Genomic DNA, 21993 nt, shown 5'->3' with positions numbered 1-21993 from the left:
GCCAACAGTAAATACGCTTGTGATTTTTCGTGTTTACAGTTATTCTTACTTATAATTGACTTAGGGCAATTCACGGCTATGCCCCAAATCTAAAAAGCCAAATCCAGCCTAGTTGTAGCTAAACTTAGCTAACCAAAGAAAACATTAGCTCCCCTTCAGCAGCCAGTTGTCCATCAACTTCGGCTCGTCCTTGCATTTTACCAAAACGACGCTGCTTAATAGACAACAGTTCCACTGTCATAATTAACTGATCACCAGGTACGACTTGGCGACGGAAACGGACTTTATCAATACCCACAAACACAAACAGTCCTTTTGGTATATCAGGCATTTGGGTCATAATAACCCCTCCAACCTGCGCCATTGCTTCTACAATGAGTACACCAGGCATCAATGAGCGTCCGGGGAAATGACCTTGGAACTGAGGTTCATTAAAGGTAACGTTTTTTACACCCACAGCCAATTTTCCAGGAACATAGTCAATAATTTTATCGACAAGCAAAAAAGGATAACGGTGTGGTAGCAGTTGCTGAATCTCTTCCACCGTGAAGGTTGTTTTAATTGCCTGTGTATTGGTTTCCTGATGTTCTCCTTCAGATGTAGTCACTTGAGTAGAATTAGCTTGGGTGAGAGTTGACATTGGTACTATATTTTATAAGAATCTGGAAATTAAGTAGGCTAGAACATAGCGTACAATCTTAAATTTTAGTTAATTTTTAGCCAAATTCCTCAGCAAAATTCTAAAATCTTCTTTGCCAATTGAATATGGAGATTGTGACTAGCTTTGTAAGCAAAGAAGTGAGCAACAGGAAATTTACCTAATAAGCTAATATCTCCCACTAAATCCAAGATTTTATGACGTACTGGCTCATTTGCAAATCTTAACGGTGGATTTAGCCAACCATCAGCACCACAAACAAGAGCATTATCCAAGCTGCCACCTTTGATCAATCCTGATTTTTGCAGATATTCAATTTGATGTAATAACCCAAAAGTACGAGCCGGTGCAATTTCTGTCACAAAGGAATTTTTCGTATTTTCTAGATTACTAGATAATGAGAAACTGTACCATTGATTACCAATTGCAGGTACATCAAAATCAATCCCATAGCTAAAACGGGTTTCTGGTGCGGGAAAAGCGCAGACAAAAGTATCACCTTGATGAACCGAAATAGGTTCTTTGATAACTATAGGCGCTGATTCATCACCAACAGACTGTGATACCAAACCCACAGCAGCAATACTATCAGTCCAAATTTGAGCCGAACCATCTAACAGCGGTACTTCTGGTCCATCAATTTCAATCCGCGCATTATCCACACCCATAGCGGACAAAGACGCTAACAAATGCTCTACCGTGCGAACATAAATCTCATCTGTCCCCAACTGAGTCGAGAGAACAGTTTGATTAACTGTTGCAATTTTAGCAGGAATTATCGGCGAATTGGGCAAATCCACCCGCACAAAATAGCGATCGCTTCCCGGTTCTCCTGGTAGTATCCGCACCCTGGTATTTACACCGCTATGCAGTCCCACACCTGTTTGGATAATTTCCCCAGCTAATGTGTGTTGGTGCATAGCCTAAAAACCAATATATGATTTTGCTTTTTGTTACTCATTTGTTCTGTATGTAGTAAACACCCTGAAAGTAGAAGTCAGGAGTCAGAAGTCAGGAGGTAAATATTTATCCCCAGTCACCAGTCACCAGTCACCTCTTAAAACCTTTCCCCAATCCCAAAGTTAATGCGGCTATCACCATCATCACTTAAACCATAATCTATGCGAATAGGTCCAAGTGGAGACTGTACACGCACACCTAAACCATAACCATAGCCGCTACCATTTTTGTTAAGAATTTCTGCTGCTCTGGTACTACTTCCCAAATCACTACCATAATCAAAAAATAGTGCGCCACTGACTACAGAGAACACAGGAAAACGGTATTCAACAGATGCTTGTACATAACTACGTCCAGTGGCTAATCTACCTTCATCGTAACCACGCACAGAATTACTACCGCCAAGGGTAAAAGCTTCGTAGGGGGGTAAGTCTCCGAGAATTGTACCACCTTGGATATTAAACGCCAGAGTTTGTGGACCTTTGCCAAAACTCAAAAAGTTCACAGGCAAATATTGGCTGTAGTTACCCCTAACTCTGGTCAGGAAAATATTACCTGAGCCTATGGGTACAGATTGATCAACTCCGACACGGAGATAAGAACCGTTGGTAGGTTGTAAGGGATTATTACGGCGATCGCGTTGTGCGCCTAGTTGTAATAATAATAAATCGTCTTCACCTGTTTCCGATTGGGTTAGGGGAATCCTATCGCTAATTTGCTGACCATTATCATTAAATCTTGCCCCTTCTTTTCTCACATTACCATCAGCATCACGGCTAGAAACTCTTTGATATTGCAAACCGGCTGAAGCCACCCACTCTGACTTTTCATAAGGATTAGGAGAAAGGGGACGAGTAAAAGAAACACCACCACCTAAACGGGTAATCCGGGGACGATCTTGATCATTTGTATTAGTGGGATTATTGGGGTTATAGGTTTCAATGTTGTCATCCTTACCTTCAAAAATCAGAGAAATTGAACGACGACGGAAAATATTAGCTGTATAAGAAGTGCGGTAAGGATCACCCGCAATCCACGGATCTGTCAACCGCAGATCAAACAGCAGTTCTCTTTCACCTAGCTGCACTTCTGCCCCTAGTTTCTGGTTTCTACCTCCCAGGTTTTGCTGTTGATAGCTAATTGTACCAAATAATCCACTGGCAGAACTAATACCAGCACCAGCAGCTATTGAACCACTGCTGCGTTCAGCTACATTCACCACTACATCAACTTTACTGGGGTCTGTACCAGGGTCAAGGGACACATTCACATCTTCAAACAATCCCAGCCCAAATACTCTTTGTAAGTCTTTTTGGACTGTATTACGGTTAAATACTTGACCAGACTTTAATTCTAATTCCCGTTTAATTACATATTCTTTTGTGCGTCCCCGAATGGGTTCTCCTTTTTCGTCTACTTCCTGTCCTTCTTTATTACGGAAGCGAACTTTGACATCTTCTACTACCCCTTCTGCTACTTGTAGGGTGACAACTCCGGTTTCTGAGACTTTTGGCGCTCCAATCACGTTAGCTAGTACATAACCTCTGTCTTGATACTCTTTGGTTAACTGTTTAATTCCTTCTTGCAAGTCACGCAAGTTGAGGATTTTACCATACTGTTCACTGAAGATTTTATCTACTGTGTTAGTTGGGAGTACAGAAGGAACATCAGTTCCAGGGTTAGCTTCGACTTCTACTTTACTCAGGACAGGATTAGGATCAACCACGAAACTCACCCTTACACCCACAGGTGTATCTTCTGGTACGGCTCGCACGTTAGAGAAGAAACCTGTGGCAAATATAGCATTAATATCTTCTTGTAATTGGGAACGGGTGGTTGTTTGTCCTGGTTGGGTACGAATCACTCGGTAAACTTGGTTTTCTAGTTCTGGTGAGATTGCTCCATCTGGTGATGTTACTGCTACTTCTGACACTAGTACACGGGGTTCCGTTGTTTCTGAATTACTAGGGAAAGTCGGTTGTGCTGTGGGTGGCTCGGCATTTTCCTGAGTAGAATTGCTGTCAGGAGTGACTTCTGGTTCTAGTGCTTGTGCAGTTTTTGTTGGTGTTGTTGCCGTTGATATAATTACTGCTGATTTTGCTTTCTGTTCTGAATTGCGAGATAATGCAGCTTTGAGAATTTGAGCCGTTTTTGAGGGTGTTGTTGCCGTTGTTATGATTACTTCTGGTGTTGCTATTGATGCTGAGTTAGCTGTTGGTGAGACTTTGACAGCAGGTGTCGATGAGTCAGATTCGGGTTTTATAACTACTGCCTTTGCCAAGACGGGAGTTTCTTGATTTGCGCTAACATCATTTTGACCAGTTTCCTGTGGTAGTGGCTGGTTGGTTTCTACCGTGGCAACCTCTGTTACTTGCTGGGTTTTATCAGGAGTTTGTGCAGTCGCACTGAGTGAGTTGTCAACAGGGACAGCGATGGCTACAACTGCCAGAAATACAGGAGATAAATGCTTTTTACTCATATTCCTCTTCACTACCACACACAATTAAGTCATTCGTCATTCGTCATGAGTCACTGGTCATTAGTCATTAGTCATATCAGAAAAATGACTATGTACACACAGTTAATTTTTGCTCTCTACTACTTGTAATACCCTTTGTAAAACCTCCTGGTAGGCATTTTCTACATTTCCTAAATCTCTACGAAACCGATCTTTATCCATTACTCGACGGTTAGGATCATTTTCTGTCATATCCCATAAACGACAGGTATCAGGACTTATTTCATCGGCCAACAACAACTGCTGTTGTGAGTCCAAACCAAATTCGAGTTTAAAATCTACTAGGGTTATGCCGCACTTTTGCCAAAAGCTTTTGAGAAAGTCATTGATTTGTAATGCCAGATGGGCAATACTGTCAACTTGTTCCTCAGTTGCTAGTTGCAGGAGCAGTAAGCGATCGCGTGTGAGTAGAGGATCTCCCAATTGGTCATCTTTGTAATAAAAATCTACCAAAGGCTGTTCCAGAATTGTACCTAGTGGCAATCCTGTTTGTTGACAAAGACTACCAGCAGCTATATTTCTGACCACAACTTCCAATGGCACAATCTTAACTGCTTTCACCAGCATTTGATTGGGCGCTGGACAATCAATATAATGTGTCTTGATGCCATGCGCTGCCAACTGTTCAAACAACTTGCTGGAAATGGTGCAGTTTATGCTACCTTTTCCCTGGATGCTACCCCGCTTTTGAGCATTAAACGCAGTTGCATCATCTTTAAAATCAGCCAACAAGACTTCAGGCTCGTCTGTGGTGTAGAGAATTTTGGCTTTGCCTTCGTATAGTTTGGTATTAACAGACATGGTGGTAGATACATTTGCAGGGCAATGGTTTCCAGCTTAACCATTTTATCAGCCGAACGCTACACAAGGGCTGGCTTTCCTGTCCATACCGCAAGATTTATAACATGAATATGTGTACTTCATTCACTCGCAACGTGATGTAACTGGTAACCCATAACCTATAACTTATAAGAAAATGGGCTGAAAACCCTTGAGGCTTCGCCGTGAGCTTCAGCCGAACGGTTGAGTTTTGGAGGGTGGCGGAAAAACTTAACCGTCCTTGAGGCAAGGGATGAAAGCATAAGGAGGCGTTTACGCCTCAGTCACCTGTGCTATAATCATTCTCACAGGAACGGTAATCAACCTGTATAAAAACCTAACTTCCTAACGGCAATCTGTACCTTGACAACTAAATCTATGGGGTTCTACTTCGTAGTTCTAGTGCCTCCTGGAAGTAGGTAAAAGATTTACAGGTGCTAGACTTGTGTTGAGCGCAGTCGAAACTTAGGCAGGAGAGGCATAAAAGTTTTATGTTTTTTTTAAAATTTTTGTAATTTTTTGTGAACAAATTCTTTAAAAATTATAGAAAAATATATATTAATTCTTTATCAGCTAATTTAGTTTGTTGAATTTAATTAAAACCCATTTTTTGCAAATTAGGAATAAGATGAAATAATTGAGAAAAATAGGAGAAGTAGTAAAACATTCATCCAAGAGATTGCAATTAATCTTTACAAAAGATATATAAAGATATAGAACGGGTGTTCGCTCGTGAATGGCTTTGGTCACTTTGACATAAACTTTTTTTGACAGCCTGATGCTTAATAACTTACAACTTGATTATTTTGTCAAAGTTGAAATTGACCAATCGCTGCAACACTTTCCCATAATCACGGTTTAATCTTAAGCGTTCTCCTGACTTAATAAATTAGAAATAAGAGTGCCTATTACCGCTTTGCGGAAATCACGCATTCAAAAGTCCAAAAGCTGATGGGGTAGGTTTTTTGCCTATTTTAAATAGTAGCTTTATTTACGCCGTGTTGTACTAGTGGTTTTACTATAAACAAGAAAATCAGGAGGAGAATTCAATACATGGAGAAAAATATAGTGAGCAAAGATGATTTTCTCTATCCTCGTGGTCGCTACTACGGTCATGTCCAGCCTGAAAACTTAGTTTTCAACGCAAATTTACAGGAATTTGCCCAGCGAGTTAGTTATATTTGTAACTTAGAAACAGGTGGTAAACTTCCACCAGAGGAAGCTTACGAACAAATCAAGGCTCTGTGGAAACAATTAAAAAGATCAAAAAAACAACTGAGGATAGGTGAAGAACCCTTTCAAAATAACGATGCTGATGATAGTTGATAGGGAAAGAAGGGAACAGTGAACAGTGAATAGGGAACAGAGAACAGGTAAAGAATTTTCTCCCCATCTTCCCAGTCACCAGTCACCATTCCCTACTTTGTAACCATTGTCCAAACACCATCCCAAGAATTTGGAGGTGGTGTTTTTTGGTAATTGTAGGCACGTTCCAGGTGGATAGATAGGGTTTGCTGAAAAAGTTATCTGTGAAGGCTAGGTGACAGGTGACAGGTGACAGTTTCAAGAGTTGGATAGGGGAACTACGATTGTTTCCGTCCTGAAGGACGAGGCTTGTACCAAATTTTTTCATCTAAAATCTAAAATCCAAAATCCAAAATTGCATCACCAATCACCTTTTTGTAATAATATTGTAATTGTCGTGTAGCAGCAGGCCATCCCCATTTTTCTGCTTCCTGACGAGCATTTTCACGGATAATATTTATTTCATGTTGTTGTTGTAACAACTTTATAGTAACATCAATTGCCTCTTGAATGTCCGCTTTAGGGTCAAAAAGATAACCATTTACACCATCTGTCACAATATCAGGAATACCACCAGAACGGGCTGCTACTACTGGACATCCGGCGGCCATTGCTTCTAATAATACTAATCCTAGTGTCTCTGTCCGAGAAGGAAAAATAAACACATCTGCACTAGCAAAGGCTGAACCTAATTCTTTACCCATTAAATAACCGACAAAATGGGTATTTGTACCTGCAAAGTGTTTCTCTAAATTTTGCCGATTTGGACCATCTCCAACTAAAGCTAATCTGGCATCAGGAATGGCTTCTAAAATCGGTTTAATGCGTTCAATTTCCTTTTCTGCCGAAAGACGACCTACATACAACAATAAGGGGCTTTCTGGATGACCTTGGGATAAGTGCGATCGCATTTCCAGACTTGCTAAATCAGGATGGAATAATTCTGTATCTACTCCTCGTTGCCACAAATCTAATCTTTCTATACCATGTGCTGCCAGTTCCTCGATCATTGCTGTGGAGGTACACAAATTTAATGCAGCTTGATTATGAGCGCCTTTGAGTAATTCCCAAAGTAAACCTTCTAACATTCCCAAACCGTAATGTTGCAGATATTGAGGTAAGTGGGTATGGTAAGAAGCCACCAGGGGAATTTTGAGAACCTTACTATAAAAAATACCTGATAATCCCAGAACGGCGGGATTAACAACATGAATAATATCCGGCTGAAACTGTTCTAAAGCGTGACCGATAGCAGGACGAGGCAGTGCTAATTTTAACTCTGGATACAAAGGCAGTGGAAACCCCGTCACACCGTAAACTTTTGCTCCTTTGTGTTCTGTGATGCCACCTTCTGGGCAAAATACCATAACTTGATTTCCGTCCCGTTGCAGATGATCAACGGTGTGACGAAGACGGGTGACAATACCATCAACCTTGGGTAAAAAAGTTTCAGTGAATAGGGCAATTTTCATAAGAAAGGAGATCAAGGAGTCAGGAGATCAAGGAGTCAGGAGGCAGGGGGCAGGTGGCAGGGGCAGGTGGCAGGTGGCAGGAGAAATGAAAATTGTAACTTTTGCCTTTTAATTTTCTCCCCCTGCTTCCCCTGCTTCCCCTGCTCTCTGTCACCTGTCACCTGTCACCTGTCACCTAATTATCTGTGCCAAGTGACTTTAGGCAGAATTTGATTATTATCAACTCGTTTCTGATACTTGACCGCAAAGTTTAACAGTGAATCAAGTAGAGAATCAGAGAGATAATGAGGTTGCAAGCCTAAATCCAGCAATTTGGTGTTTTTAGCGTTGAAGTAATGTTCTTCTTTTTCAATTCTGGGGTTGTCAATGTTGTTGATTTCGACATTTAGCCCCATTGCGTTACCGGCTTTTTTCACCATTAACGCTAAGTCACCAACGCTGAATAATTCAGTGAATTGGTTAAATACGCGGAATTCTCCGGGTTGGGCTGGGTTGGCGATCGCCAGTTCAATACAACGCACTGTATCCCGAATATCCAAGAAACCGCGAGTTTGTCCACCTTTACCGTAAACAGTCAAAGGATGACCTATTGCTGCTTGAATACAGAAACGGTTAAGTGCAGTACCAAACACACCATCATAATCAAGGCGGTTGATCAAAAGTTCGTCCATACCAGTTTCTTCGGTTAGAACGCCATAAACAATACCTTGATTCAGATCAGTTGCTCGTAAACCCCAGATCCGACAAGCAAAGTGGATATTATGGCTATCGTGAACTTTGCTCAGGTGATACATTGAACCGGGCTGTTTAGGATAGGGCAATGTATCCTTACGTCCGTTGTGTTCAATGGTGATATAGCCTTCTTCGATATCAATATTGGGTGTTCCATATTCACCCATAGTTCCCAATTTCACCAAATGACAATCTGGGAAATCTTCCCGCATGATGTACAGCAGGTTCAGCGTACCGACTACATTATTAACCTGGGTGAGAACTGCGTGTTCACGGTCGATCATCGAAAATGGCGCTGAACGCTGTTCACCAAAATGCACTATGGCATCTGGCTGAAATTGATGCAAAGCTTTGTGCAGAAAACTGTAATTGGTAATATCGCCGATAAATAGGTCGATAGATTTACCAGTCAAATCTTTCCATCGTTGGAGACGCTGCTGAATTGGTGCAATTGGGGTTAGAGTCTCAACACCGAGTTCATTGTCCCAGTGCCGACGCACCAAACTGTCTAGAATTCCAACTTCATAACCTCGATTAGAAAGGTAAAGTGCGGTTGCCCAACCGCAATACCCATCGCCACCAATAACCAGGACTTTCATCTTTACCAGTTTTTACTCGCTGATAGCTAAATCTACCAGGTTTCTGTCCCCTCTAGTTCATTAATTCTTGATTAAGGAGACTGGGGACTGGGGACTGGGTAATCAATTTTATTTTTCCCAATCACCAATCACCAATCACTTAATTTTGTACTGTTTGGCAATGTAGTAAAACAAGCGGTAGTAATCTTTAAACTCTTTACTACTCGTTTGTCCCTGCCAGTGATAGTTGACTTGTTCTTGATTGATAGTTAGTTTCATTGAACTGACTTGTTGACCAACTTCTACCACTAGCACCCCAGATATACCCTGATCCGTTTTAAAGTTTTGGTCTATCTGTTTTGATGTTTCTGGGTTTTGTAACTTTGGTAAATCATTACTCGCCCAAGCGCGAATTTTTGTATCTTGGCTTTGTGATGAAACAAATATTACTCCATCGTTGTTGTCTGATGTAATGGCAGTCCAGTTACTCGGATAGGGAAACTCAAACCCATAACGGGGATTTTGGTATGTTTCCCACTTCTGTTCAGATGTCCAAAAGCCATTAGCACTGCAACCCCCACAAAGTATAGCCGTGCCAACACTGGAGACTAGTAAACCGATGACTCGCCTCAAATTACAAGTTTCGACGGCAGCAGTAGACATAATCACACCCTTTACCCCTATTGACTTTAGCTCAAGTCTGATTAGACTTTATTCTCATAGATTCGGCTAAAATAGACTCTCTTTTTACACCGTTTTATTTCTTAGGTTTATTGTTACATAAATTACTATTTTCAGGGAACAGGGAACAGGGAACAGGCAAGAAATTTATTCTTATTATCCTGGCTCCTGCCTGCTATTATTAAGAAATATTACAAAAATGCCATCAAAACGTCTGAATGGGTTGACAAGAAATAAAAGAACCGATAACGTAAGATACATACCCGGGTAAGACCACTAGAAAGTCGTATGCAAACTAAGCAGAAGGTTACGTTATATTTATCGCCGGAATTGCACAGAAAATTAAAAATTCGTTCTGCTGTTGACTCAGAACCGATGTCAGACCTAGCGGAACGAGCGCTCAGTTTCTACCTGACTAACTCAGAATTGGTTGAAGAATTGGAAGAGTCTTCTTACGGCAGAACTCACAGGGTTTACTCCTGTCCCGCTTGTGAAAGTTCACTTGTTTTACGTAACGGGGAATTAGTAGCTTTGGGTAATCAGCCAGGACTAATTGGTCAAGAACATCTATCCATTGAGGAAATGGAAGAAGATGAAACCCATCCCAAGGGTGAGGAAGAATTAGTACCTTGCTAGTTAGGAATAATGAATGGATGAATTAATAATAGATTTGGTTGTTCTGACCAACGGCGATGATTGTACTGTCTCTATAAGGTCTCAAGTAGGTCGATAGATATGAAAGAAGAGCTAAACATACTCATTCAAGCTCAATACCCTTTAATCTACCTTGTGACCTCCGAGGAAGAACGGGCAGAGCAAGCAATCTACACAATTTCTCAATTGTTAAAGCCTCAACGTCGAGTTTATGTTTGGACAGTAACTCACGGCATTGTGGAATACGGTCAACCCCGGAGTACAACTCAACACAATACCGTTTCTCCAGAGGCGGCGATTGAGTGGATCATTAGACAGAAAGAACCCGGTATATTTATTCTTAAAGATTTACATCCTTTTATTGATGCTCCGGCAACAACTAGATCGCTTCGGGATGCGATCGCTAGTTTTAAGGGAATGCAAAAGAACATCATTTTGATGTCTCCAGTGCAACAAGTACCAATAGAACTAGAAAAAGAAGTTGTTGTTATTGACTTCCAACTGCCGGATATGTCTGAGTTGAATAAAGTTTTAACTCAACATCAAGAGCAGCATCGTGGACGACGGTTGACTACCGAGGCTAGAGAAAAACTGCTGAGAGCAGCTTTAGGTCTAACTAAAGATGAAACTGAGAAAGTATATCGTAAGGCTCAGGTAACAACGGGGCGGTTGACGGAAGATGAAGTTGATATAGTTTTATCAGAAAAGAAACAACTCATACGCCGTAACGGTATTTTAGAGTACATCGAAGAAGATGAAACTATTGAAGCTGTAGGCGGTTTAGAAGAGTTGAAAAAGTGGCTCAAACAACGCTCCAACGCTTTCACAGAAAGAGCTAGAGAGTATGGTTTGCCGCAACCGAAAGGGATGTTAATTTTAGGTGTTCCTGGTTGTGGAAAGTCACTGATAGCCAAGACTACCTCCCGTTTGTGGGGTTTACCAATCTTGCGTTTAGATATGGGGCGAGTTTACGATGGCTCAATGGTGGGTCGAAGTGAAGCAAATCTGCGAAATGCCCTGAAAACAGCAGAATCAATTTCCCCAACGATTCTGTTTATCGACGAGTTGGATAAATCTTTTGCGGGTAGTGCAGGTTCTGGTGATTCTGATGGGGGGACATCAAGTAGAATTTTTGGCTCTTTCTTGACCTGGATGCAGGAAAAGAAATCTCCAGTATTTGTAATGGCGACTGCGAACCGGGTAGAACGTTTACCGGGTGAGTTTTTAAGAAAAGGTCGCTTTGATGAAATTTTCTTTGTGGATCTGCCCACACCAGAAGAACGTCAGGATATCTTCAACATTCACCTGACTAAAAGAAGGGAAGATATTGCTAGATTTGATTTAGAACAACTAGCAAAAATGTCAGACGGTTTTTCAGGGGCAGAAATTGAACAGGCGATCGTAGCGGCGATGTATGAAGCTTTTGCCCAGGATCGGGAGTTCACCCAATTAGATATTATTGCTGCATTGAAGTCAACTTTGCCGCTGTCACGAACGATGCAAGAACAGGTCACAGCTTTAAGAGACTGGGCCAGACAGCGTGCTAGACCCGCCGCAGCCTCCGTTGCTGAATATCAGCGCATGGAGTTTTAAAAGCTTTCCTCTGTATGCCAGAGGGGAAAGGTTAGCTCACAAGGCTAACAGGTTACGAAAAAAAAGCCGCTTCCCAATTAATCCCAAATTAATGCGGCTTCGCTGAAAAAGAAACCGTTGTCGTTTTTCTCATCAATCTTCTCATTGGAGGAAACCCAAATGTCTCACTTTAGCACTCTGCGTACCAAAATCACCGATGCCGAAATCCTCAAATCTTCTTTGCGCGACTTAGGTATTAGCGTAAAGACTGAAGCTGATGTTCGTGGTTATAACGGTCAGCGTGTTCGTTCCGACATCGTTGCTGTATTGGAAGGCGAGTACGATTTAGGTTGGTCTCGCAATAGCGATGGTTCTTTTGATTTAATCGCTGATTTGTGGGGCGTTGCTAAGAAGCACAACCAAACCGAGTTGATCAACTCCATTAACCAAAAATACGCCGTTAACAAAACTTTAGCTGAAGTAAAACAGCGCGGCCTGCAAAACGCTAACGTTAAGTTGGTGTTGCAATAAGAATTTCTCTGCGCGTTCCCAAAGCTGAACGGGTTAACCAAGCATTAGCGGTTAGCCCGCTTTTTTTGTGGGTTTAGTTGGCATAAGATAAAAGGCTAGGTATTATTGTAAGTAGTCGTGCAAAATAAATTTCATAGTTAGGAGAGGGAACAGAGAACAGGTAAGGTTTACAGAGATTTTTTCTTCAATAACTATGTGCAATTAATTTTGCCTGGGTACTTATAATAATATATGCTGCATAAGTAGGGTTTGCTGAAAAAGTCCTTTCGTTAGGGCTAGAAGTCAGGAGTCAGGAGGAGAGTTAAAAACGTTTTTTCATCTCTTGCTACCCACAAAAGTGCGAGGTTTTTCAGACTCAAGACGCTATAACCTTGCTCCTACCGTCTTTTTTATGAGCCTCAAACCTTTGATTTATCAGGCTTTTGGCTTTATTAAGCAAGCCCTAAGTAAGAAATATTTGTGCAAAATAAAATCATTGGAGAATAAAACCTTGTCAACAACCATAAGTTTAATAGCTGATATTTTTAATAAAATTAATATGATTTCCTATGATAAAAAATATATTCCCCAAGAAAAATTAGACTTAAAAAATAAGACTAGAACAAGTATTTTACCCTGGAGAGGGCAATTTTCACCAGAGCTAGTAGAATTATTTATTAAAGTTTATAGTAATACTAATCATGTAGTTTTAGATCCATTTGCTGGTAGTGGAACGACTTTATTTGAAGCAGCACGTCAGGGTTTATCCTGTTATGGTACTGATATAAATCCTGCTGCTGTGGAAATGGCTAAGACTGCTCATTTTATTAATCTTAAAATTTCTGATAGAGAAAGATTAATTAAATTAGCAGAAACAATAGTTGCTGAAAACTTGTTACCGTTTACAGGAGATTTATTTTTTTACGGTTTTGCTCAAGAACAAAAAGATTTAGACCAGCATGAAATAGAAGAAAAATTTATTTTTAAAATATTAAAACAAGCTCAAAATGAAGAATTATTGCACAATTTACTGGTTAATGCCATTATTAACTATAGCCAGCAGAGACAGCCAAGAAATTTACTTGATTTTAAAAAGTCATTACAGAAACATATAAATATTATTAAATCTCTTCCTTATTCTCTACAGCCATGTAACGTAATTCATCAAGATGCACGTTATATTCCTTTAACAGATCATAGTGTAGATATTGTAATCACATCTCCTCCTTATATTAATGTCTTTAACTACCATCAAAATAATCGTAGAGTCATGGAAATGTTAGGATGGGATTTATTAACAATAGCTAAATCAGAAATAGGTGCAAATAGAAAACATCGTCAAAATAGATTTTTAACGGTTGTTCAATACGCTCTAGATATGTTGGATGTTCTCAAAGAAATTCGGAGGTTAATTAGCAAAGATGGTAGAGTAATTCTGATCATTGGAAGAGAGTCTAGTGTGCGTGGTGTGAGGTTTGAAAATAGTAAATTAGTTGCTGCTTTAGCTATTGGTGGGGCAGGGTTTGAAATTGATTTACTGCAAGAAAGAAAATTTCAAAATAAGTTTGGAGAAATAATTTATGAGGATATTCTACATTTGTTACCCATCAACAATGATGAATTAGTTGATGATAATTTTGCAACAGAACTGGCAATAGAGATTTTAACCTCAGTTTCAAAAAATGCAGAAAGTGATATTTATAAAGAAATAATTGATGCAAAAAAACGTGCTAAACTGGTGCATAAATCACCTTTATTTAAGATTAATAATTTTTTATAAAATCAATTTTTGACTTCAAGACGTATGCATAAGAATTATCCTACTCCTCATTTAGAAAAATTAAACGCATTACTTGATAATTCTAAAATTCCTGTGCAGGATAAGCCTAGAGTTACTGAAGCAATTGATGTTTATTACCAATGGATTAATGATTTAACACAAACTGTAGAATTATTAGTTCCAGCAGATGAAATGTTAAATCTGTTAATAAAATTACTTATTGACTATAAAAAATATATAGATATTGATTTAATCTTTGATAGTCCTAATGATTTTTTGTATAGACAAAAGGGGCAATTAAAATTAGATAATACGATAATTGAGGAATTTTTACCTTATCTAATTAACCCGGTTATCGTACCGGAGATAGCAAATTTAGAAGTAGATATTGGACCCATTAAGGCATTCTCTTCTGTTTATTTTGAGTCTAGTTTAACAATTCCAGCTTTGGGTGGTGGGTTAAGCGTCAGAACTAAAAACCAAGATTTTGCAATTACAAGAAAATTATATTTAAAAGCTTCGCATTTTCCCGATTTTCAACAAGAAAAAAGCATAATTACTAATCTTGCCTATATCGCTGTCGAGTGTAAGACTAATCTTGATAAAACAATGTTTCAAGAAGGATGTGCAACTGCACATGATGTAAAAACCGCTGTTCCAGGAGCAAAATACTTTCTTTTATGTGAATGGTTAGATATGTCACCTATTAGCACTGCTCCTACAGATATTGATGAGGTGATTCTTTTAAGGAAAGCTAAACGCCTTAATTCTAATATTAGAAAAAATTTTGCAACTTATCAAGGTCGTCTTGCTTATAGAGAAAATTATATTAAATACCTGGAAAATAATCCATTTAGAGTTGAAGTTTTTCAGCACTTTATCAGTAATATTCGTAAACTGTTAAAAAATGAGGGTTTAGACGAGAGTAATGTTTTGGAGGTAGGTTACTTTTGAATTTAAGCCCAAGCCAGATATTGAACTAAAAGTTATAAAGGTTAATGGTAATTTGCTATGTAGTCATTAAAAACTGGAAAACTCAGAAAATGAGGAAGGAAGATATTATGAAGAATAATGAACAGTTATCCACTTTTGATAGAATGATGCAAAATGATGATTTTCAAGCTAAATTTGCATCAGGATATCAGGAGTTTTTACTATCTGAATTGTTAATTTATATCATGGAAAATAATCATATTTCTGTTGAACAATTAGCTCAGAAAGTTAATCTTTCTCCTGCTGTTATTCAAGATATTTGTTCTGGAAAACAAAATGATATTAACTCAGGGTAAGTTCTTACAAATATTTCAGTCTTGTGGTTTTCGTCTGGTTTTGGAAAAAGGTGATGATCGTATTTCTGTGGGGTTGTAAAGTTGATTATTAATTTTATCAATTTATCTGAATCAGGATTTCCAGGATTTGAGGATTTTCAGGATTTTATCAGTATTCATAAATTCAGATCCACGACTTCTTTGATTAATTTTATAATTGATTAAATTAATAATCTCAGAAGTCGGGCATCTTTAGATGCAGAAATGTAAATCAACTCACACCTAAGTTACTGTTCAAACTATTAAGAATCCCGTCGTGGAATTTATTGACCGAAGATAAAATTCCATTCTCTGGATCGTTTAGCAATGACTCTTTGACCTCGTTTAAATAACTTTCCAGGTTTGCTCGCAGAATTGGCCTTTCTAATTGAACAGTATGATAATGATCCCATACATCCCAAACAATAATACCCAAACCTGCCAGTGGATTTAATAATTCTAATCCTAAAAGACCAACTGCCATTTCCCCACTTCCCTCTGCTGCGGCTTTAGCTGCTGTTTTGGTTGCTAATTTTGTTACTGCTTTAGAAGTCGCTTTACTTACTGTAGAGGCAACAACTTTTTTAGTACCAATAAAACCAATAGCCTTGATCATTGCAGTAGTAGCTAAATAGCCTGTACCACGTGAAACAGCCCTAAGTGTGAGGTCTTGCTGCTGTCCTCCAGTATCATAAGTTATGCTACCTAAACCTTCAAGAAATCTTTCCCAGGTAGGTTGAGGAATATTATAAGCACTTTGAACTCCTGCTAAATTGCGATTTGCTTCTGAAACATATATATCAACAGCTTGTCTTGTAAAACGTTCCATTTCTAGCTGCATTAACGATGGTTGAAAAACTTGTTTAGCAAATTCTTGTTGAAAACTGCCAATTAGTTTCTCTGCTTTTTCTTCTTCTGAAATAGAGTACAAATTGATCCAAATAGATTTTGCTCCAATTCCTAGCTGATTAAAGTAGTTGTAGTACCAATCTAGAAATGGATGATCTACGCGCTGCATCACCTCATTTTTCCATTGTTCTAAATTATTGGATGCAGATTGTCTAGCAGCGACTAAGGCTTTACCAAGGGCAGATGTAACATCACTAGAAATTTGATATTGCTTTTGTTCAGGAATAGTTATATTTACTGTTGTTGGATTGATTTTTTGCTTAATGTGATTAGTAGAAAAACTGCCCCAAAAGTGAATAATAATTATCAAAACTACAGCAATCCAGATAAACTTGGATATTGATTTAATTAATTCACTGTAAGCACGAATCCGGTCAGTTTTTTGAGTCTCAATATTAATATTTTCATATATTTGGTTAGTTTCCTTTTGTTGAAAGTTTTTTTCTGTAATAGATTCATTAGTGTCTGTCATCGTTTTTTCAGGTGTAATTTAGTTAAATTTTTACTATTAATAACCTGTTACGCATTTACTTTTTTTGTCCAAAAATATTACTGCCAGCACTCTAAACTAAAAAATATCTGCGTAACAGCTTAGTACACTTAATAAATTCAACATATTTGATTTTGTAAACCATGTACAAACATTACAGTAAATGTTTTACAACTGAAATATTAAGTGTAAATTTATCAAGGCTTGATCTCATGAATCTTGCAACTAGGGAATCGTTTTCAAATAATCTTTGATTTTCAATTTCAGATCACGCCCAATTGGATATGATTCAACTTCCCGTTCTATGTCATATTTGGACTTACCTTTTTTTCTCAGTTCTTCGACAGTGGCTTGAAAAATTTTTTCAAAACCATAATCTGTCAATCCTTTTGATATCAAACCAAGAACCCCAAGTACAGCAATTCCTCCAAGCATACCAAAAGGTCCGCCAAGTACGGCTAAACCTGTTGTTATTGCTGCCGCACCAGCCCATCCTGTAAAGGCCATAGCCACAACTAACACCAAACCAGGTACACCTAAAGCAGCTATTTTGTCTACTATTTTATCCATATTGCTCTACACTCACTCAAATGAGTTTAACAACAACGCTATTATCTTAGCTCTAAGACTCAATACGTAACCGTGTAAATACTTATTTATTGATCAATCTTAATATTTCTTTTTGTAAGATAATCTTTCTTAAATATGATTGATAACTATGTTTCATTATATATTGAGAAATTTTGACCAATCAAAACATGAGATATTAACTCAAATTGAGCAGAAAATTAAGGAAATAAACAAAGAGATTAAGATATTATTGAAGTAATTTCAAGATGTAATTGTCTGAATCCTGTAAATCCTTAAATCTGGGATATCCTGATTCAGACAATAAGTAGTAGGTTACGTTGACGCAAGGAAACCCAAGAAATTGGATGTTATCAATGCAAGTTTTCACGCCATGAGAAAATAATTTTCTCCTCAGCTTGTCTAAATTCAATATTAAACTTATCAAATACAACTTCTCGACCTAATAATAATTGTTCTCCACCCGTATTACTTTGTAACCATGCTACAGGAGCATTCAAATTATATCCATCAATTGTCATTTCTACATTACGTAAAACATACTCAACCCTACCACCAATAGTTTCTGCTAACAAAGTTGATTCTGAATCAGCTAAAGCATAACCTAAATCTTGACCTACTTTCAAAGAAATTAAGCTCAATTCAGCACCAGAATCTACTAACATTATTGCAGAAAATTCTATATTTCCATGTTTTAATTTAACACTATAATTGGGTTGCCAATCATGACGCGCAACAGTTCGGAAACGAATTGGTAAAATTTGTACAGATGCGGTGTGATGAGGAACTAAATAAATTAAAAAATTCTGTTTTGTAGCTTTAGCTAATTCTAAAACTTCTTGTAAATTTTCGCTATGTGCGATTATCCCATTAGCATTATAAGCAACATATTGATTTTTATATAAATCCAATAAATTTTGACGGTTTTTGTTTAACCGTTTAAGAATTTCATCTCTTTCACTGGGGGAGGGTGTTGTGTTCATATTTATGAATATACTGTACTTCTTTTATTATACAATTATGATGTTCACTCAGTATCATCTCTTCCCAAAGTTGTATTATGAGTTCCCGTCGTATGCTCAAACCTGGTGAAAATTCTGATTGGTATTATTAGTTAAGTAATTTCTCTGATGGTAATTTAACGCAGATGTTTTTACAAATATTTTGGGATATTTGGGTAATATAAATGATATAATCACTTTTCAGGATTTTAATAAAACCTCTATGAAAACCTTTACTATTGGACATTCCAACCACACCATAGAATCTTTTATTGAACTATTACAAAAACACAATGTTACCGCTTTAGCTGATGTGCGTTCTAGTCCCTATAGTCGCAGGTTTCCTCAGTTTAATCAATCAAATTTAAAAGCAGCATTGAAAACTGTAAATATCGCTTATGTTCCTTTGGGTGATAATTTAGGTGCGCGTCCTAGTGATAGAAGTTGTTATGTAGATGGAATGGCCAGATATGATTTAATTGCTGCGACGGAAGCGTTTAAATTAGGTTTAAATCGTTTGATTCAAGGTTCGCAAAAATTCCAAATTAGTTTAATGTGTGCAGAACAAGATCCCATTGTTTGTCATCGGGCAATTTTGATTTCTCCTCATTTAAAAAATGCAGGTTTGAATATTTATCATATTCTTAAAACTGGAGATTTAGAATCTAATAAAGATTTAGAAAATCGAGTTTTAAAACTCCATACTTTATATGATTTATTACCAGAAAATCAAAGTTCTGCTAAACAACTTTCTTTATTTGATATCCAGTCCAACCAAACTATTGAAAAACAGTTTAACCGTGCAGAGTTAGTAGAAAAAGCATATCAATTACAAGGTGAAAAAGTCGCGTATACAGAAAATAAGGATGATCATGAATAAGCAAAATCAAGAAGTTAATTTATTTACGATTGGGTTTACTCAAAAGAAAGCAGAACAATTTTTTGAGACTTTGATAAAATCTGGTGTTAAACGAGTGATTGATACCAGATTAAACAATGTTTCCCAACTTGCGGGATTTGCAAAAAAGCAAGATTTACAATATTTTCTGCGTAAAATTGCAGATATTGAATATATCCATATTCTTGATTTAGCACCAACTCAAGATATTTTAGATGCTTATAAAAAAAAGCAAATAACTTGGGATGTCTATGAGGAAAAATTCAATCTTTTGATTTCACAACGACAAATTGAAAAGAAATTATCTATAGATATGATAGATAAAAGTTGTTTGTTGTGTAGTGAACTTAAACCCCATAACTGTCATCGGCGGTTAGTAGCTGAATATTTGCAAGGTAAGTTAGATAGTAAGTTAGATAAAAGTATCAAGATTCATCATCTTTGAGTATATTCTCAGACACGGATATATTTAGGTTTTGTTTAAGCGTTAAGTAGTTTTACTGTTCAATTTTCAAATCTTCTCATTTTACTATTACTGTAACAAGTAAGGTGCAAGTGAGAATATAAGATGTTGACATTTGATATTATCTGTTTAGCAAAATCTACTAAACATGGTGGAATTTGTATTGCGGGGATAAAAACCGATGGTTCTGGATGGTTGCGGCCAATTTCTAATAGAAGAAATGGTACTTTATATCCAGAACATTTCATGACTAGAGATGGTCAAGAACCAGAATTATTTGATGTTATTAGGATTCCTTTTATTAGACATGAACCGCAATGTCATCATCCTGAAAATTACCTAATTCATTATAGTTATAAATGGCAGATTTTAGGGAAAGCAAGTTTAGAACAAGTTAAAAATTTAATCAAACCAGAAATTAAACGTAGTTCTTCAGAACCAAAATTATTAGGTAATTTTGATAAACAGATAGATTATGAAGATTTACAAAATACACCTCTTAAATCTTCCTTAGTGATGATTAATCCAGAGGTGTTAGAATGGCAGGTGAGATATAATTCACAAAATAAAAAAAATTTTAGATGTTTGTTTTGTTTATGTGGAAATTCTTATGATTTACCTATTACTGATCCGGTGTGGATAGAGAAACTAAACGTTTTAGAAGAGGGAATATATTCCTGTGAAGATGTGATCGAAAAACTAAACTTAGAAAACTTTGAACCGGATAAATTTAGATTAACCATTAGTTTAAGTGAACCTTTTCAACCTTATTATCCCAGTCAATTAGAATATTGTTATAAATTGGTTGCATCCGTAATTAATGTTACTGATGTTTCTTTCCGTTTGGGATGGTATAGATGATAGGTGACAGGTAACAGTTTTAAAAATAACTTCAACGTCCAAAATTTCTCTGCGTTCTCTGCGTCTCTGCGGTTCGTTTTCTTAAACTTTGATAATATTGTCTTTTAAAATACTGTAATAACTAATATGTAAAAGATAGAATATTTAGCGAAATTGTTTTTAACAACAACGTCAAATATTTTTAAGGTTGTATTTCTACCACTTCAGATGTAAATGTCAAAAGTATTTTTTACCAGATTAGGTATTGATAATGACTTACAATTCAGAGGAAATGCAGCAAATTTTAGAAGTTGCTTTTAAACGCAAGCAACAGGGAGAATTTACGCGAGAACAAATAATAGAAATTGCTTCAGAATTAGGGGTTTCTTCGGAATCTCTCATTGCTGCGGAAAATGAATGGTTAAAAAAACAAGTAGAAGTGAAAAAAGAAGCAATGTCTAATCATCAAAAACAGCAAGAGTTTAAATCACATTTCATGGTTTTTTTGATTGTTAACGGGTTTTTGATTTTGTTAAACTTGTTCACTGGTTCTGGTTATTTTTGGGCTATTTTCCCGCTTTTGGGTTGGGGTTTAGGTTTGTTACTGCATTGGATGAATGCTTATAAAAAGTAGGGTTTAGAGTAAGTTTTAGATCCCCGACTTCTTTCACTATCATGTCTATAAATTATAAATTGATGACAGAAATCGGGGATCTGTTTATTTATTACTGACTGATCTCAGACTTTAACCACCTCTCCAAATCATTAATGTCTTTAAAATCTAATAATGATTCTCCTAGTTTTTCCAATTGTTCTATATTCAAAATATTGAGATTTTGAATATAACTATCACCCAACTTTCCAAACCGCTTAGATAACATCCTTAATAGTAAGTTGATTGCTTCATCTTTTCTACCTTCCTGTCTACCTTCCTGTCTACCTTCCTGTCTACCTTCCTGTCTACCCTCCTGTCTACCTTCTTGCTTTGCTTCTTGATATACTCTTGTTTGCTTAATATCACTCACTAAAAACATTGCTTCTATCTCCTGACGGCTTAATTGTGAAAACTTTGACAATAAAACAGTCTCTAACAATTCTATAATACTTTGTTTTTCGTTGTCATCCTCAATTTCTGTTTTGGTTCTGTCCATGAGGTTTTTCACTAATTCTGGTGCTTGTGCTTCTTTACTGACAATTAATTCAATTAACCCCATTCCTATTGAACCTGGTGGTAATTCATCTAAATAAATTCTTTTAA

Annotated in this window: 22 protein-coding genes; 11 read left to right on the top strand and 11 right to left on the bottom strand. The window is 37.3% G+C overall.

Annotated features, from left to right (window positions below):
* Positions 1-124 precede the first annotated feature (124 nt).
* The 4 genes from fabZ to purC all read right to left on the bottom strand — a co-directional run bounded on the left by fabZ (position 125) and on the right by purC (position 4937).
* Positions 125-640, bottom strand: a complete 516-nt coding sequence (gene fabZ, locus H5968_RS18930) for a 3-hydroxyacyl-ACP dehydratase FabZ (protein ID WP_187041196.1) — start codon at positions 638-640, stop codon at positions 125-127.
* Between the two features lie 89 nt (positions 641-729).
* Positions 730-1578, bottom strand: a complete 849-nt coding sequence (lpxC, locus tag H5968_RS18925; RefSeq protein ID WP_187041195.1) for a UDP-3-O-acyl-N-acetylglucosamine deacetylase — start codon at positions 1576-1578, stop codon at positions 730-732.
* 137 nt (positions 1579-1715) lie between these two features.
* Positions 1716-4097, bottom strand: a complete 2382-nt coding sequence (locus H5968_RS18920) for a BamA/TamA family outer membrane protein (protein WP_187041194.1) — start codon at positions 4095-4097, stop codon at positions 1716-1718.
* 102 nt (positions 4098-4199) lie between these two features.
* Entirely contained in the window at positions 4200-4937 is a 738-nt protein-coding gene (gene purC / locus H5968_RS18915; protein ID WP_137665956.1) for a phosphoribosylaminoimidazolesuccinocarboxamide synthase, read from the bottom strand.
* Positions 4938-6008: 1071 nt separating this feature from the next.
* Here purC and H5968_RS18910 point away from each other — a divergent pair.
* Complete coding sequence (locus H5968_RS18910; RefSeq protein WP_187041193.1) at positions 6009-6281, top strand: hypothetical protein; 273 nt, start codon at positions 6009-6011, stop codon at positions 6279-6281.
* A 314-nt stretch (positions 6282-6595) separates the two neighbouring features.
* Here H5968_RS18910 and H5968_RS18905 read toward each other — a convergent pair whose 3' ends face one another.
* The 3 genes from H5968_RS18905 to H5968_RS18895 all read right to left on the bottom strand — a co-directional run bounded on the left by H5968_RS18905 (position 6596) and on the right by H5968_RS18895 (position 9705).
* On the bottom strand, positions 6596-7732 hold the full coding sequence (locus H5968_RS18905; protein WP_187041192.1) for a glycosyltransferase family 1 protein: 1137 nt from the start codon (positions 7730-7732) through the stop codon (positions 6596-6598).
* Between the two features lie 179 nt (positions 7733-7911).
* Entirely contained in the window at positions 7912-9063 is a 1152-nt protein-coding gene (locus H5968_RS18900) for an NAD-dependent epimerase/dehydratase family protein (protein WP_096570441.1), read from the bottom strand.
* A 135-nt stretch (positions 9064-9198) separates the two neighbouring features.
* Positions 9199-9705 carry a hypothetical protein gene (locus H5968_RS18895; protein WP_096570443.1) on the bottom strand — a complete coding sequence of 169 codons (507 nt, stop codon included), beginning with the start codon at positions 9703-9705 and terminating at the stop codon, positions 9199-9201.
* A gap of 306 nt (positions 9706-10011) precedes the next feature.
* Between H5968_RS18895 and H5968_RS18890 the strand changes: the two genes are divergently transcribed.
* The 6 genes from H5968_RS18890 to H5968_RS18865 all read left to right on the top strand — a co-directional run bounded on the left by H5968_RS18890 (position 10012) and on the right by H5968_RS18865 (position 15528).
* Positions 10012-10359, top strand: coding sequence for a hypothetical protein (locus H5968_RS18890; RefSeq protein WP_187041191.1), 348 nt, complete (start codon positions 10012-10014; stop codon positions 10357-10359).
* 99 nt (positions 10360-10458) lie between these two features.
* Positions 10459-11970 (top strand): AAA family ATPase, encoded by a 1512-nt coding sequence (locus tag H5968_RS18885; RefSeq protein WP_096570447.1) that lies wholly within the window; start codon positions 10459-10461, stop codon positions 11968-11970.
* A 159-nt stretch (positions 11971-12129) separates the two neighbouring features.
* A complete protein-coding gene (locus tag H5968_RS18880; protein ID WP_048868763.1) occupies positions 12130-12480 on the top strand; it encodes a DUF1257 domain-containing protein in 351 nt (116 codons plus the stop codon).
* A 391-nt stretch (positions 12481-12871) separates the two neighbouring features.
* Positions 12872-14239 (top strand): DNA methyltransferase, encoded by a 1368-nt coding sequence (locus H5968_RS18875; protein WP_255427186.1) that lies wholly within the window; start codon positions 12872-12874, stop codon positions 14237-14239.
* 9 nt (positions 14240-14248) lie between these two features.
* Entirely contained in the window at positions 14249-15193 is a 945-nt protein-coding gene (locus H5968_RS18870; RefSeq protein ID WP_255427185.1) for a Bpu10I family restriction endonuclease, read from the top strand.
* A gap of 107 nt (positions 15194-15300) precedes the next feature.
* Positions 15301-15528 (top strand): helix-turn-helix transcriptional regulator, encoded by a 228-nt coding sequence (locus H5968_RS18865; protein WP_187041190.1) that lies wholly within the window; start codon positions 15301-15303, stop codon positions 15526-15528.
* 250 nt (positions 15529-15778) lie between these two features.
* On the opposite strand, the gene H5968_RS18860 is transcribed toward H5968_RS18865, so the two are convergent.
* The 3 genes from H5968_RS18860 to H5968_RS18850 form a co-directional block, all read right to left on the bottom strand.
* Positions 15779-16927 (bottom strand): hypothetical protein, encoded by a 1149-nt coding sequence (locus H5968_RS18860; protein ID WP_187041189.1) that lies wholly within the window; start codon positions 16925-16927, stop codon positions 15779-15781.
* A 243-nt stretch (positions 16928-17170) separates the two neighbouring features.
* Positions 17171-17515, bottom strand: coding sequence for a hypothetical protein (locus H5968_RS18855; protein WP_187041188.1), 345 nt, complete (start codon positions 17513-17515; stop codon positions 17171-17173).
* Positions 17516-17886: 371 nt separating this feature from the next.
* Entirely contained in the window at positions 17887-18516 is a 630-nt protein-coding gene (locus tag H5968_RS18850) for a retropepsin-like domain-containing protein (protein WP_187041187.1), read from the bottom strand.
* A gap of 241 nt (positions 18517-18757) precedes the next feature.
* Between H5968_RS18850 and H5968_RS18845 the strand changes: the two genes are divergently transcribed.
* The 4 genes from H5968_RS18845 to H5968_RS18830 all read left to right on the top strand — a co-directional run bounded on the left by H5968_RS18845 (position 18758) and on the right by H5968_RS18830 (position 21369).
* Entirely contained in the window at positions 18758-19414 is a 657-nt protein-coding gene (locus H5968_RS18845) for a DUF488 family protein (protein WP_187041186.1), read from the top strand.
* Positions 19407-19877 (top strand): DUF488 family protein, encoded by a 471-nt coding sequence (locus H5968_RS18840; protein WP_096572771.1) that lies wholly within the window; start codon positions 19407-19409, stop codon positions 19875-19877. Before H5968_RS18845 ends, H5968_RS18840 begins: the two co-directional genes overlap by 8 nt.
* Before the next feature lie 123 nt (positions 19878-20000).
* Complete coding sequence (locus H5968_RS18835) at positions 20001-20756, top strand: hypothetical protein (RefSeq protein ID WP_187041185.1); 756 nt, start codon at positions 20001-20003, stop codon at positions 20754-20756.
* A 250-nt stretch (positions 20757-21006) separates the two neighbouring features.
* Positions 21007-21369 carry a 2TM domain-containing protein gene (locus H5968_RS18830; RefSeq protein ID WP_096570458.1) on the top strand — a complete coding sequence of 121 codons (363 nt, stop codon included), beginning with the start codon at positions 21007-21009 and terminating at the stop codon, positions 21367-21369.
* 91 nt (positions 21370-21460) lie between these two features.
* On the opposite strand, the gene H5968_RS18825 is transcribed toward H5968_RS18830, so the two are convergent.
* A partial coding sequence (locus H5968_RS18825) for a DUF2887 domain-containing protein (RefSeq protein ID WP_187041184.1) occupies positions 21461-21993 on the bottom strand: 533 nt, incomplete at its 5' end.

The sequence above is a fragment of the Sphaerospermopsis sp. LEGE 00249 genome (assembly GCF_014299995.1).
GTDB lineage: Bacteria > Cyanobacteriota > Cyanobacteriia > Cyanobacteriales > Nostocaceae > Sphaerospermopsis > Sphaerospermopsis kisseleviana.
Note: the sequence above shows the minus strand (reverse complement) of the source record. Positions and strands in the feature narration are given on the sequence as shown.

Coding starts and splice junctions, on each gene's coding strand:
- lpxC (WP_187041195.1), bottom strand. CDS start 1,578: ATGCACCAACACACATTAGCTGGGGAAATTATCCAAACAGGTGTGGGA.
- H5968_RS18845 (WP_187041186.1), top strand. CDS start 18,758: ATGAAAACCTTTACTATTGGACATTCCAACCACACCATAGAATCTTTT.
- H5968_RS18830 (WP_096570458.1), top strand. CDS start 21,007: ATGACTTACAATTCAGAGGAAATGCAGCAAATTTTAGAAGTTGCTTTT.
- H5968_RS18920 (WP_187041194.1), bottom strand. CDS start 4,097: ATGAGTAAAAAGCATTTATCTCCTGTATTTCTGGCAGTTGTAGCCATC.
- H5968_RS18900 (WP_096570441.1), bottom strand. CDS start 9,063: ATGAAAGTCCTGGTTATTGGTGGCGATGGGTATTGCGGTTGGGCAACC.
- H5968_RS18895 (WP_096570443.1), bottom strand. CDS start 9,705: ATGTCTACTGCTGCCGTCGAAACTTGTAATTTGAGGCGAGTCATCGGT.
- H5968_RS18860 (WP_187041189.1), bottom strand. CDS start 16,927: ATGACAGACACTAATGAATCTATTACAGAAAAAAACTTTCAACAAAAG.
- H5968_RS18885 (WP_096570447.1), top strand. CDS start 10,459: ATGAAAGAAGAGCTAAACATACTCATTCAAGCTCAATACCCTTTAATC.
- purC (WP_137665956.1), bottom strand. CDS start 4,937: ATGTCTGTTAATACCAAACTATACGAAGGCAAAGCCAAAATTCTCTAC.
- H5968_RS18840 (WP_096572771.1), top strand. CDS start 19,407: ATGAATAAGCAAAATCAAGAAGTTAATTTATTTACGATTGGGTTTACT.
- H5968_RS18880 (WP_048868763.1), top strand. CDS start 12,130: ATGTCTCACTTTAGCACTCTGCGTACCAAAATCACCGATGCCGAAATC.
- H5968_RS18905 (WP_187041192.1), bottom strand. CDS start 7,732: ATGAAAATTGCCCTATTCACTGAAACTTTTTTACCCAAGGTTGATGGT.
- H5968_RS18835 (WP_187041185.1), top strand. CDS start 20,001: ATGTTGACATTTGATATTATCTGTTTAGCAAAATCTACTAAACATGGT.
- H5968_RS18890 (WP_187041191.1), top strand. CDS start 10,012: ATGCAAACTAAGCAGAAGGTTACGTTATATTTATCGCCGGAATTGCAC.
- H5968_RS18865 (WP_187041190.1), top strand. CDS start 15,301: ATGAAGAATAATGAACAGTTATCCACTTTTGATAGAATGATGCAAAAT.
- H5968_RS18850 (WP_187041187.1), bottom strand. CDS start 18,516: ATGAACACAACACCCTCCCCCAGTGAAAGAGATGAAATTCTTAAACGG.
- H5968_RS18910 (WP_187041193.1), top strand. CDS start 6,009: ATGGAGAAAAATATAGTGAGCAAAGATGATTTTCTCTATCCTCGTGGT.
- fabZ (WP_187041196.1), bottom strand. CDS start 640: ATGTCAACTCTCACCCAAGCTAATTCTACTCAAGTGACTACATCTGAA.
- H5968_RS18875 (WP_255427186.1), top strand. CDS start 12,872: ATGAGCCTCAAACCTTTGATTTATCAGGCTTTTGGCTTTATTAAGCAA.
- H5968_RS18855 (WP_187041188.1), bottom strand. CDS start 17,515: ATGGATAAAATAGTAGACAAAATAGCTGCTTTAGGTGTACCTGGTTTG.